The sequence below is a fragment of the Amycolatopsis sp. NPDC104819 genome, from assembly GCF_055583145.1.
Window position 1 is genome coordinate 132,581 of record NZ_JBVJON010000013.1, and the last position, 11,762, is coordinate 144,342.

Sequence of the window (11,762 nt, forward strand, 5' to 3'; positions counted from 1 at the left end):
AGAGGCCTGGGCTCCCCCGAGCTCCTCCCCCACCCATCCACTACCCCCCTTCCGCCCCCCCCCCCCCCCCCCCCCCCCCCCCCCCCCCCCACGACCGGGTTGCCGCTCACCGGGCCGTAATGCGCGTTTGTGCTCGTTCGGCTGCCCTTGCCGGGCAGACTCGCCGGAGCACGGTTGCGGGCGCCGTTCCTCCTCGCGAGCCTGAGTCCACCACCGGTCGGAAAGTTTCCGACAGTTACCAAGGGAGCACGGGCATGGCGCACCACCTCCGCAAGCTCGCCGCCACTGCCGCAGGCGCGCTGGCCCTCTCGCTCGCCTTCCCGGCGACGGCGCTGGCCGACCCGCCCGGTGCCCTGCCCGCCAACGCGAGCGACTTCGAGAAGACCTTCCAGCCCGCCTTCGACTACGACAAGGACGGCTGTTACCCGACCCCGGCGATCGGCCCGGACGGCACCATCGCGCCCGGCCTGTCGCTCGGCGGTGACACCAACGGCCACTGCCGCGACTCCTGGGACCTCGACAACACCAACTCCTACTCGCGCCAGAAGTGCGACAACGGCTGGTGCGCGGTGATGTACACGCTCTACTTCGAAAAGGACCAGGCCTCGCTCGGCCCGGGCAGCGCCGGCCACCGCCACGACTGGGAGCACGTCGTCGTGTGGGTCAAGGACAACCAGGTCGAGTACGTCGCGACGTCGCAGCACGGCGGCTTCGCGGTGCACGACCGCGCGAGCCTGCTGTTCGAGGGCACGCACGCCAAGGTCGTCTACCACAAGGACGGCGGCTCGACGCACTGCTTCCGCTCGGCCAACGGCAACGACGACCCGCCCGAGAACCACAAGGGCGCCTGGCAGTACCCGACGCTCGTCGGCTGGGACGGCTACCCGTCCGGGATCCGGGACAAGCTCGTCGGCGCCGACTTCGGCAGCGCCACCTTCGGCATCAAGGACGACCAGTTCAACGGCAACCTCGGCAAGGCGAAGCCGGGTGGCATCCCGTTCGACGAGAACGCCTAGAGCCAGCCGCGCTCGTCCGCGAGCCGGACCGCTTCGACGCGGTTGCGGGCGCCGGTCTTGGTGATCGCCGCGGAAACGTAGTTCCGGACCGTGCCTTCGGACAGGTACAGCCGGGACGCGATCTCGGCGATCGTCGCGCCGGTGCGGGCGGTGATGAGCACGTCGCGTTCGCGGGCGGTCAACGGCGACTCGCCCGCGGCCAGCGTCGCGACCGCGAGCGCCGGGTCCACCACCCGCTCGCCGGTCCTTACCCGGCGGATCGCGTCGGCGAGGACGTCCGCGGGCGCGTCCTTCACGACGAACCCGGCCGCGCCGGCCTCGATCGCCCGGCGGAGGTACCCGGCGCGGCCGAACGTCGTGAGCATGACAACGCGGCAGTCCGGCACCTGCGCCGCGAGCACCGCCGCGGCCGCGAGCCCGTCCAGGCCCGGCATCTCGATGTCCAGCAAAGCGACGTCGGGACGGTGTTCCCGCGCCGCGGCCACGACCTCGTCACCACGGCCGACCGAAGCGACCACCTCGAAGTCTTCCTCGAGCGCGAGCAGCGCGCACAGCGCCTGGCGGACCAGCTCCTGGTCGTCGGCGAGCAGCAGGCGGATGGTCACAGCGCCACCCGCAGCCGCCAGCCGCGCGGCGTGACCGGCCCGGCTTCGACGCTTCCGCCGGCGGCCTCGACGCGTTCCCGGAGCCCCGCGAGCCCCGAGCCCTCGCCGGGCGGCCCGCCCACGCCGTCGTCCACGACCTCCACAGTGGACGCCGAGAGCGTCACCGCGCACCGGCCAGCGCGTGCGTGCCGGGCGACGTTGGTCAGGCCCTCGCGCACCACCCAGCCGAACAGCTCCTGCCGGTCCGGGCCGACGACATCGGTGGCGGTCGGCAGGTCGGCGGTGACCCCGCACGCGCGCAGCAGCTCGCGGCCGCGGGCGAGCTCACCGGCGAGCGTGACGTCGCGGTAGCCCGACACCGCCGCGCGGACGTCGGTCAGCGCCTGGCGGGCCAGGGTTTCCACGGCGGTCATCTCCTCGCCCGCCCGGGCGCCGTCGGTGGCGAGCAGCCGCCTCGCCAAGGTGCTCTTGACCGTGATCGCCGTCAGCGAGTGGCCGAGCAGGTCGTGCAGGTCCCGGGCGATCCGCGCGCGTTCGGCCTCGGACGCCAGCCGCGCGACCTCGGCGCGGGCCTCGACGAGCGCGGCGTTGGCCCGGACCGCCTCGGCGACCACGTGGACGACGAGCACGGTGAACACGAGCGCGACCGCCTGCGTCCAGCCGGGGCCGTCCCACACCACCCACGGGACGACGAGCGCCGCGAGCGCGGACACGGCGACCAGCGCGAGGGCGCCGCGGGGGAGCCGCGGCGCCGCCAGGGACACGACGACGATGATGAGGAAGAACGCGGTGTCGTGGGCGAAGGGGAGAGCGGCGGCGAACAGGAGGGTGCTCATCCCGAGCAGCGCCCAGAACTGGGGCACGGCCCGTTTCGCCGCCGCCGTCGCCGCGAGGACGTAGCAGCCGGCGAATCCCGCGACGATCACGCAGCCCGCGACCGCGCTGTGACCGGTCGAGTGCTGCAGCACGCCGGGCACCGTCACCGCCGGGTAGACGAGCATGCCCGCGTCCAGCAGCATCACGCGCCAGCCGCGCACCCAGCGCTGCACGTCCGCCGTCCTGGTCACGACCGCGACGCTACCGCGCCCGCGGGCGCGGCCGGTTGACGAGCACCGTCACGCCGAGCAGCAGCAGCCCGCACACCGCCTGCTCGACCCGCAGCCACACCGGGAACAGGCCCGGCAGGGCGACGATGACGACGATCGCCACGAGCATCACCGCGGAGACGATCCGCAGCCGCAGCAGCCCCTTGCGCGACCCGCGGGCCGCGCTGCGGGCGAAGGCGAACGTCAGGAGCGAGCTGGCGACGACGATCGTGGCGCGCACCCAGACCGCGTCGGTCACCATCGCCGGGTGGTTCCGGAACAGGACGATCACGAGGAGGGTGAGCACGGAAAGTGTGGCGTAACCGCCGGTCAGGAGCAGGACGGGCCGGAAGCCGGCCGTGGTGGTTCGTGGTGTGGTGGTCATACCGGAATGTTCGCCGCCGCGGGGCCCGGCGGGGCAGTGCCGTCCGCCAGCGGCCCGCCATGACATTTGTCATCGGCCCGGCGCTGGGAGAGCGCTCTCACAGCGTGCTACAAAGGACGGGTGACGACGCAGCCGCCCTCGGCGCCGCCGACCTTGGAGGACGTCGCGCGGGTCGCCGGCGTCTCGCGGGCCACGGTGTCCCGCGTGGTCAACAGCGTGCGCAACGTCGACCCTAAGCTGCGGGAGACCGTCGAGCGCGCGATCGCCGACACCGGGTACGTGCCCAACCGGGCCGCCCGCTCCCTGGTCACCCGGCGCACCGGCGGCATCGCGCTGGTGGTGTCCGAGCCGGAGCGGCACGTCGAAGCGTTCACCGGCGGGGTGTTCGGCGACCCGTTCTTCGGCCGGGTCGTCGAAGGCGTGGTCGCGCACCTGCGGCCGCTGGGCCTGCACCCGCTGCTGATGCTGGTCGACAGCGACGAAGAACGCGCGAAGCTCGTGCCGAAGCTGCGGCAGGAGCAGATCAGCGGCGTGCTGCTGATCTCGCTGCACCCGGCGGAGGACCCGCTGCCCCGCATGCTGACCGACGCGGGTGTTCCGACGGCCCTGTTCGCGCGCCCGGCCCGCCCGGCGCCGGTGTGCTACGTCGACGTCGCGCACCAGGACGGCGCCCGGATCGCGGCGGAGCGGCTCGTCGCGCGCGGCTGCCACCGGGTCGCCACGATCGCGGGCCCGGCCGGCACCCCGGCGGGCCAGGACCGGCTGGCGGGTTTCCGGGACGCGATGGCCCGCCACGGCCACGCGTACGTCGCGGTGGCCGAAGGCGACTTCACCGAGCATGGCGGCGAACGCGCGATGGAACGGCTGCTGGCCGAGGAACCCGCGCTGGACGGGCTGTTCGTGGCCAACGACCTGATGGCGTACGGCGCGCTGACGGTGCTGCGCGACGCGGGCCGCCGCATCCCGGACGACGTGGCGGTGATCGGGTTCGACGACAGCCGGGTCGCGTTGAGCTGCCGGCCTCGCTTGACGACGGTCCGCCAGCCGGTCGAAGCGATGGGCGCGGCGATGGCCCGGATGGTGCTGGACCGCATGGCCGACCCGGCGCTGCGGGCGGAGTCGGTGATCTTCGACCCGGAGCTGGTGGTCCGGGACTCGGCCTGAGCGCCACCTTCCCGGCCCACCGGGGACACGGGTTCCCATCGCGACCGGACTTTCGAACGACACTGCGGCGTCCCGAGTTCCGGCACGATCCGCCGCCGCAGAGGCGGCAGTCGCCGGTGGCAGCTCGGCCGCGCGAATCCGACTTTGCCCGGACCCAGGGGCACCCCCGGGATCGACGGCGTCACCGGGCGCTGACCTGTCCGGACAGTTCGGCCCTTTGGTCTGGACATCCGGCGTCCCGCTGTGGTCGGATCGGGACCGGGTTTTTTCCAACGTTGTAAATTGTCGGTCCCCCTTCCCGGAACGGAGTTCCGCCTGTGCGGACGAGACCAGCGAAAACCCTTCACCTGGTGTGCGCGCTCGCCGTCGCCGCGGGTGCCGTCGCGGCCGTGGGCGTCGCGACGCCGGCCGCCGCCGGACCCGCGCGCCAGACCGTCACCGCCGGGAACGCCCGGTTCCAGATCCTTTCCCCGACGGTCATCCGCACGGAGTACGCCGGTGACGGCCGCTTCACCGACGCGGCCACCTTCAACGCCGTCGGCCGGGACGCGTTCACGCCGACGCCGTTCACCTCGACGACGTCCGGCGGGGTCCTGACCATCCGCACCAGCGCGACCACGCTGACCTACCGGCTGGGCTCCGGGCCGTTCGACTCCGGCAACCTCCGCGTCCGCACGGCCACCGGCGCGACGCCGGTCCTGGCCGCACCGTGGCGGCACCTGACCTGCGCGGTCGGCGCGCTGTGCGAGGGCGAGGACCTGGCGGCCGACGGCCTCGGCGTCGCCACCGACCACCGCGGCTACACCGGCGAAGGGTTCCTCGCCGGGTTCGAGAACACCGGCGCGGCGGCGACGGCCGACGTCGTCGCGGCCACCGCCGGGACCTACGTCGTGACCGCCCGCTACGCCAACGGCCAGGGCGGCGACGGCCAGCACGTCACCCGCACCCTGAGCGTCTCGGTCGACGGCGGCGCGCCGCAGAAGCTCACCCTGCCCGCGACGGCCGACTGGGACAGCTGGGCGATCGCCTCGGTGCCGGTCACGCTCGGCGCGGGCCGCCACAGCGTCCGCCTCACGCGGACCGCGACCGACTCCGGGAACGTCAACGTCGACGCGCTCGCGGTGCTCACCCCCGGCACGCCCTTCCCGCCCGCTTCGGCCCGCGCGTTCACCGGCTGCGCCGTGGACGTGAGCTGTGAGGCGGAATCCGCGCTGCGGACTGGCTCCGCGGTGGTCGCGACCGACCACGCGGGCTACGCCGGACGCGGGTTCGTCGCCGAGCTCAACCGCGACGCCGCCCTGACGCACCGCGTCGTCGACGTTCCCGCGGCCGGCACGTACCAGCTGCACGTCCGCTACGCGAACGGCACCGGCGGGGACGGCCGGCACGAGACGAGGACCGCGACGGCCGCGGCCAACGGGGTCACCCGCACGCTGACCCTGCCGGTCACCGAGAACTGGGACTCGTGGGGGAGCGCGTCGGTGCCGGTCGATCTGAAGGCCGGCACGAACGACGTCGTGCTCGGCTGCCCGGACGACACGAGCTGCCACGTCAACGTGGACACGATCGCCGTCACCGCGACCGGTGCCGCGGCGCCGCAGCCGCACCTCACGCTCGGCGGGTACCGGCGCGGCCTCGACGGGGTCAACGGCGACAACGGGAACCCGTCGCTGACCGAAGGGCTGCTGCACTCCGACGGCTGGTATCTGCTCGACGACACGACGTCCGCGCTGTACAACACCCGGACCCGCGCGGTGACGCAGCGGCCGTCGCACGGCGGGAACCCCTACCAGGACGGGTACGTCTTCGCCTTCGGGCACGACTACAAGGCCGGGCTGCGTGACCTCGCGACGCTGACCGGGCCGCCGCAGCTGCTGCCGCGCTGGGCCTACGGCGTCTGGTACTCCGGGTACATCGACCGCACCGCGGCCGACTACCGCGACACGATCCTGCCGCGCTTCCGCAGCGAGGGCGTGCCGCTGGACGTGTTGGTCACCGACACGGACTTCAAGGCGCCGGACACGTGGAACGGCTGGCAGTTCGACACCACGAAGTTCCCGGACCCGGCGGCGTTCTTCGCCTGGTCGAAGGCGCAGGGGCTGCACAACAACCTCAACATCCACCCGAGCATCATGGGTTCGGACCCGCAGTTCGCCCGCGCCCAGGCGACGGCGAAGGGCAAGCTCGTCAAGTCCAATTGCGGCACGGACTGCTACGTCTTCGACTGGGGCGACCCGGACCAGCTCAAGGCCTACCTCGACCTGCACGCCGGGATGATGAAGCAGGGCAACGACTTCTGGTGGCTCGACTGGTGCTGCGACGCGTCGAAGTCGAGCCTGGCGGGCGTCACCCCGGACGCGTGGATCAACCAGCAGTACGCCGACCTGGCCGCGCCGGCGACCGGGCGCGGGTTCGTCATCTCGCGGGCCTACGGGTCGCTGCAGGCCGGCGGGTACGGCGGCCCGGTGGGGCTCTCGACCGGGCCGTGGGCGGACAAGCGCAGCACGCTGCACTTCACCGGCGACACGTCCTCGACGTGGGGCACGCTGCGGATGGAGGTCGGCGCGACGCCGGGTGAGTCGGCCGCGACCGGCATGTCGGCGATCAGCCACGACATCGGCGGGCACAACGACACGACCGGGCTGCGCGGCAGCGAGACCTACACCTCGGGCGGGCAGCAGCACCAGACGGCCAAGCTGCCCGACGACCTGTACGCGCGGTGGGTGCAGCTCGGCACGTTCCAGCCGATCGACCGGCTGCACAGCAACCACAGCGACCGGCTGCCGTGGCAGTACACCGGCGCGGCGAAGGACTCGGCGACGAAGTTCCTGAACCTGCGCGAGAACCTGGTGCCCTACACCTACACGCTGGCCCAGGAGGCGGCGACGACCGGCGTGCCCGTCGTGCGGCCGACCTACCTGGAGTACCCGGACGAGCCGGCCGCGTACACCGCGGCCCAGAGCGAGTACTTCTACGGGCCGGACATGCTGGTGGCGCCGGTGACCTCGCCCGGCGCGTCGGCGAGCACGTCCGTCTGGTTCCCGCCGGGGCAGTGGACGGACTACTTCTCCGGCAGGACCTACGCGGGCGGCACGACGCAGCAGGTGACGGCGGACCTCGGCACGATGCCGGTGTTCCTGCGCGCCGGCGGCATCACCGCGACCCGCACGGCGGACGTCACCAACGACGTCCAGAACCCGCTGAACCGGGTGACGGTGACCGTGGCGACCGGCGGTTCCGGGTCGTTCTCGCTGTACGAGGACGACGGCACGTCGGCCAAGCACAGCTCGACGACGCCGATCCGGTACAGCGAGCGGGGCGGGGCGCACACGGTGACGGTGGCCCAGGGGCGTTCCCAGGCCGGGCCGCGCGAGTGGACGGTGAAGTTCCTCGGTGTCTCCGCGGCGCCGTCACGGGTGAAGGTCGGCGGGGCGTGGGCGCCGCCGTCGCGCTGGAAGTTCGACGCGGCGACGCACACGCTGACGGTGACCGCCCCGGCGACCCGGGGACCGGTGGTGGTGGCGTACTGAGCTTCCGGCGGGCGGAGCCGGAAATGCCGTCGGGGCCGTTTCGGAGGCGGCCCCGACGGCCCCTTACTGCGTACGGGCCAGCACCTGCTCCTGACGGGACCCTTCGGCGCCGACCTCCTTGGCCAGTTCCCGGGTCCGGGCGTCCCCGCCCGAGGTCTGCTCGCCCCGGGCCAGCACCACCAGCTGCGCGGCGTGTGCCCGCAGCAGCGCGACGAGCCGCTGGTCGAACTCCGTGCCCCGGTCCGTGCGCAACGCGACCAGGTCGGCCGGGGTCACCATCCCCGGCATCCGGTGTCCACTGTGGACGTCGGTCGCCGGGAGCCCGGCCCGGTCGCGGGCCGCGCGCAGCCGTCCCAGCAGCTTCTCCTGGGGCGCCACGACCGAACCGGCCGCGTCCCGGACCACGGCGCTCGACGCGTGGTCCGGGGCGAGGCGGGCGGCCGTCACGGCGTTCTCCGTCATCGGCACCACCAGCTGCAGCCAGGCGATGTCGGTCGGGTTGAACCCCGGCGCGGAGACCGGGGCGGCGGCGGGCGCGGCGGGGCCGGTGGTGGCGCACCCGCCCATGGTCAGCGCCACCACCACCGCCCCCAGGGCCCGCCGGATCACGGCCGGCCGGGCAGCCGGTAGTTCGGGCCCAGCACGGTCCCGCGATCGGGCTTGTACAGGTCGAACCCGCGCGGGTCGCACTGCAGCCCGCCGTTGATGCAGTGCGTGACCAGCGCGGCGAGGGTCGGCGGGTCCCACGCGTTGAAGAAGTCGTAGTGCCACGAGTACCCGCGCCCGCTGGCCAGGTGGACCCCGGACATGTCCCCGCTGACCGGGAACGCGATCTTGAACTCGAGCATCGGCACGGCCACGGGGTGGTCGGCCGGGCACGTCAGCGTCGCCCGGTCCGGGTACGCCATGTGGCTCTTGTGGTCGGCCGAGTCCAGGTGGACGCCGTCCCAGCAGCTCGGCGCCTGGTAGCGGATGTTGAGCTGGCTGCCGGGGACGCACTGCACCGGGACGTCCCAGTTGTGGAAGCTGTCCCCGCACTCCCAGCCCTCGATGGCGCCGGGCGCGTGCTGGAACTCGTCCTGGGTCGCCGTCACGCTCCCGGCGACGTACCGCAGGCCGGGCGGGAACGGCACGACCTTCGTGTAGTCGAGGATGCCGGACTTGTAGTAGACGACCTGCGCGAAGTTCGGCAGCACCACCTGGTTCCCGTTGTAGACGGTCGGGAACCAGTACGCCGACAGGTCGTCCGGCGCGAGGCACGTCGTGTTGCCGACGCCGGAGTTCTGCAGCGACTGCAGCGTCGTGGCCGCGTTGGTGGTCTTGTTGCCGATGAACGTGTGGTCGTGCGACGCGCCGGGCAGCCCGGGGAAGACGATCGGGTCGTCCGGCTGGTGGTGGCTGGGGGAGCAGTTGACCTGGAACTCGTGGTGCGTGACCAGGTCGTCGGCTCCGGCGGGCGACCAGGTGGCCGCGGTCAGGAAGGCGCCTGCCAGCACGGTGGCGGCGGTGCAGGCGAGGAGCGCGGCTTTCGATACCAAGGGTCCTCCACGGTGAGGGTGCCTGGGGAATGGGAGAGCGCTCTCCAAGAGCATGCGCACCGAGCCGCCACCGTGTCAAGGATCAACCACATCCGGGCGATGACAGCGACTGTCCGATTCCCGGCGGGACCTTGACAACGCGGGCGGCCGTGCCGAACCATCGGTCGCGCCGGAGAGCGCTCTCCAGCCTCCGTCCCTTGTCGTACGGGAGATCACCGTGGACCGACCGTCGCTCCTCCGTGCCGTCCCGGCGCTGGTGGCCCTGCTCCTGCTGGGTCTGCTCGCCGGCCCGTCCCCGGCGCACGCCGCGACCGTGCTTTCCCAAGGCAGACCCGCGACCGCGTCGAGCAGCGAAGGCGCGGGCACGCCGGCGGCCGCGGCGGTCGACGGCAACGCCGGCACCCGCTGGGCGAGCGCCTGGAGCGACCCGCAGTGGCTGCAGGTCGACCTCGGCGCGCCCGCCGACATCAGCCAGGTCACCCTGAACTGGGAGGCCGCCTACGCGACTGCATACGAAATCCAGGTTTCGGACAACGCCGCCACTTGGCAGACTGTATACAGCACGACCACCGCGACCGGCGGCGTCCAGACCCTCGCCGTCACGGGTCATGGCCGGTACGTGCGCTTCTATGGCACCCACCGCGTCGGCGGTTACGGCTACTCGCTCTGGGAGTTCCAGGTCAGCGGCACCCCGGGCACCCCGACGCAGGACGGCCCCGGCGTCACGCGGGTGACCGGCGGACAGGGGAACTGGCAGCTGACGGTCGACGGGGCACCGTGGACCGTCAAGGGCCTCACCTGGGGACCGCCGGTGAGCGAAGCGGCCACGCGGATGCCCGAACTGCATGCGATCGGCGTCAACACCGTGCGCACCTGGGGCACCGACGGGTCCAGCCAGCCGCTCTTCGACGCGGCCGCGGCCAACGGCATCAAGGTGGTCGCGGGCTTCTGGCTCCAGCCCGGCGGCGGTCCCGGCAGCGGCGGCTGCGTCGACTACACCACCGACACGAACTACAAGAACACGATGCTGGCCGAGATCCAGAAGTGGGTGAGCACCTACAAGGCGAACCCCGGCGTGCTCATGTGGAACGTCGGCAACGAGTCGATCCTCGGCATGCAGAACTGCTACTCCGGCACGCTGCTGGAGCAGAACCGGATCGCCTACACGCGGTTCGTCGACCAGGCGGCGCAGGCCATCCACGCGATCGACACGAACCACCCGGTCACCTCGACCGACGCCTGGACCGGCGCCTGGCCGTACTACAAGGCGTACGCGCCGAACCTCGACCTCTACTCGGTGAACTCCTACGCCCAGGTGTGCCAGGTGAAGCAGGACTGGCTCAACGGCGGTTACACGAAGCCGTACATCATCACCGAGACCGGCCCGGCCGGTGAGTGGGAAGTCCCGAACGACGGCAACGGCGTCCCCGCCGAGCCGACCGACCAGCAGAAGCGCGACGGGTACGTCAACGCCTGGAACTGCGTGCTGGCCCACCCCGGCGTGGCGCTCGGCGCGACGCTCTTCCACTACGGCACCGAAGGCGACTTCGGCGGCGTCTGGTTCAACATCACCACGGGCAACGAGAAGCGGCTCGCCTGGTACGCCGTCCGCCGGATCTACAGTGGACAGACCGGCGGCAACACCCCGCCGGTGATCTCCTCGATGAACCTCAGCCGCAGCGCCGACGTCCCGGCCGGCTCGACGTTCACCCTGACCGCGGCGGTGTCCGATCCGGACGGTGACCCGATCACCTACACGATGGGCTACAACAGCAAGTACATCAACAACGCCGGCGGCCTGATCCCCGCGCAGTTCACCGGGAACGGGACGTTCACCGTCACCGCGCCGCAGCAGCTGGGCGTCTGGAAGATCTACCTCTACGCCCGGGACGGCCACGGCAACGTCGGCATCGAGACGCGCTCGCTGCGGGTCGTCGCGCCGCCGGTGCCGGGCACGAACCTGGCCCGCGGCGCCGCGACCACGGCGTCGACCTACCAGGCCGACGGCCCGGGCGCGCCCTACCCGCCGCAGGCCGCGACCGACGGCAACCCGGCCACGCGCTGGGCGAGCGCGTGGAGCGACCCGCAGTGGCTGCAGGTCGACCTGGGCAGCAGGCAGGCCTTCAACCACGTGCAGCTGGTCTGGGAGTCGGCGTTCGGCAAGACGTACGAGATCCAGGTCAGCGACGACGCGGTGAACTGGCGGCCGATCTACGGCACGACGTCCGGTGACGGCGGCGCCGACGACCTCGCGATCTCGGCCACGGCGCGGTATGTCCGGGTGAACGCGACACAGCGGGGCACGGCGTACGGGTACTCGCTGTACGAGTTCGGCGTCTACCGAAGCTGACCGGAGTGGGGGGGGGGGGGGGGGGGGGGGGGGAAAACAAGGGGGGCGGGGGGGGGGAGGAAGGGGGGGGGTCCCTCTTCGTTGGACGC

9 protein-coding genes are annotated in these 11,762 nt (G+C 72.5%); 4 read left to right on the plus strand and 5 right to left on the minus strand.

All coding sequences use genetic code 11. The annotated features are described in order from the left end of the window. Positions 1-254 precede the first annotated feature (254 nt). Complete coding sequence (locus tag ACZ63E_RS35070; RefSeq protein WP_465340523.1) at positions 255-1,016, plus strand: NPP1 family protein; 762 nt, start codon at positions 255-257, stop codon at positions 1,014-1,016. On the opposite strand, the gene ACZ63E_RS35075 is transcribed toward ACZ63E_RS35070, so the two are convergent. The 3 genes from ACZ63E_RS35075 to ACZ63E_RS35085 are packed head-to-tail and all read right to left on the minus strand — an operon-like array spanning position 1,013 to position 3,091. Beyond that, a complete protein-coding gene (locus tag ACZ63E_RS35075) occupies positions 1,013-1,621 on the minus strand; it encodes a response regulator transcription factor (protein WP_465340524.1) in 609 nt (202 codons plus the stop codon). The two genes, ACZ63E_RS35070 and ACZ63E_RS35075, sit on opposite strands and share 4 nt — an antisense overlap. After that, a complete protein-coding gene (locus tag ACZ63E_RS35080; protein ID WP_465340525.1) occupies positions 1,618-2,688 on the minus strand; it encodes a sensor histidine kinase in 1,071 nt (356 codons plus the stop codon). Before ACZ63E_RS35080 ends, ACZ63E_RS35075 begins: the two co-directional genes overlap by 4 nt. A gap of 10 nt (positions 2,689-2,698) precedes the next feature. Next, positions 2,699-3,091: a hypothetical protein gene (locus tag ACZ63E_RS35085; RefSeq protein WP_465304634.1), complete on the minus strand. Its 393-nt coding sequence runs from the start codon at positions 3,089-3,091 to the stop codon at positions 2,699-2,701. A 120-nt stretch (positions 3,092-3,211) separates the two neighbouring features. Here ACZ63E_RS35085 and ACZ63E_RS35090 point away from each other — a divergent pair, with 120 nt between their 5' ends. Both ACZ63E_RS35090 and ACZ63E_RS35095 read left to right on the plus strand, forming a co-directional pair. Further along, the gene (locus ACZ63E_RS35090) at positions 3,212-4,255 is read left to right on the plus strand and encodes a LacI family DNA-binding transcriptional regulator (RefSeq protein ID WP_465340527.1); all 1,044 of its coding nucleotides are present in this window, start codon (positions 3,212-3,214) and stop codon (positions 4,253-4,255) included. Positions 4,256-4,605: 350 nt separating this feature from the next. Beyond that, positions 4,606-7,785: a TIM-barrel domain-containing protein gene (locus ACZ63E_RS35095; RefSeq protein ID WP_465340529.1), complete on the plus strand. Its 3,180-nt coding sequence runs from the start codon at positions 4,606-4,608 to the stop codon at positions 7,783-7,785. A gap of 63 nt (positions 7,786-7,848) precedes the next feature. Here ACZ63E_RS35095 and ACZ63E_RS35100 read toward each other — a convergent pair whose 3' ends face one another. Both ACZ63E_RS35100 and ACZ63E_RS35105 read right to left on the minus strand, forming a co-directional pair. Beyond that, positions 7,849-8,394 (minus strand): DUF305 domain-containing protein, encoded by a 546-nt coding sequence (locus ACZ63E_RS35100; RefSeq protein WP_465340530.1) that lies wholly within the window; start codon positions 8,392-8,394, stop codon positions 7,849-7,851. After that, on the minus strand, positions 8,391-9,323 hold the full coding sequence (locus tag ACZ63E_RS35105; protein WP_465304642.1) for a DUF1996 domain-containing protein: 933 nt from the start codon (positions 9,321-9,323) through the stop codon (positions 8,391-8,393). Before ACZ63E_RS35105 ends, ACZ63E_RS35100 begins: the two co-directional genes overlap by 4 nt. Positions 9,324-9,540: 217 nt before the next feature. Here ACZ63E_RS35105 and ACZ63E_RS35110 point away from each other — a divergent pair, with 217 nt between their 5' ends. Continuing rightward, positions 9,541-11,673, plus strand: a complete 2,133-nt coding sequence (locus ACZ63E_RS35110) for a discoidin domain-containing protein (RefSeq protein WP_465340531.1) — start codon at positions 9,541-9,543, stop codon at positions 11,671-11,673. Positions 11,674-11,762: the final 89 nt, after the last annotated feature.

What these genes read in the sequence shown, in the direction of transcription:
- ACZ63E_RS35070 (WP_465340523.1), top strand. Translation starts at nt 255, where the DNA reads ATGGCGCACCACCTCCGCAAGCTCGCCGCCACTGCCGCAGGCGCGCTG.
- ACZ63E_RS35085 (WP_465304634.1), bottom strand. Translation starts at nt 3,091, where the DNA reads ATGACCACCACACCACGAACCACCACGGCCGGCTTCCGGCCCGTCCTG.